We start from the raw sequence: 231 nt of genomic DNA, 5'->3' as shown, positions 1-231 counted from the left end.
CGCGCCAGGGCGTCCCGGTCCTCGCCGACATGGCCTACATCGGTGCGGGCGACTGGGTCACCACCGCCAAGCGCCGCCCGCCCAACGGTGAACTCACTCCCACCGAGCGGACCGTGAACCGGGCCCTGTCCACGGCCCGGGCACCCGTCGAACGAGGCATGGCACGGCTGAAGTCCTGGCAGATCTTCCGCAGATCCCGCGTCAGCCCCAACCGCATGAGCGTCATCACCA

1 protein-coding gene is annotated in these 231 nt (G+C 70.1%); it reads left to right on the top strand.

Translation table 11 applies throughout. From position 1 onward, the window contains the following. The coding region (locus tag IE94_RS0134920) for a transposase family protein (protein ID WP_037925232.1) at nt 1–231 on the top strand (231 nt) is incomplete at both ends.

It is taken from the genome of Streptomyces violaceorubidus (assembly GCF_000717995.1).
GTDB lineage: Bacteria > Actinomycetota > Actinomycetes > Streptomycetales > Streptomycetaceae > Streptomyces > Streptomyces violaceorubidus.
The sequence above is the reverse complement of the archived record's forward strand: the minus strand, read 5'-3'. Positions and strand labels throughout refer to the sequence as shown.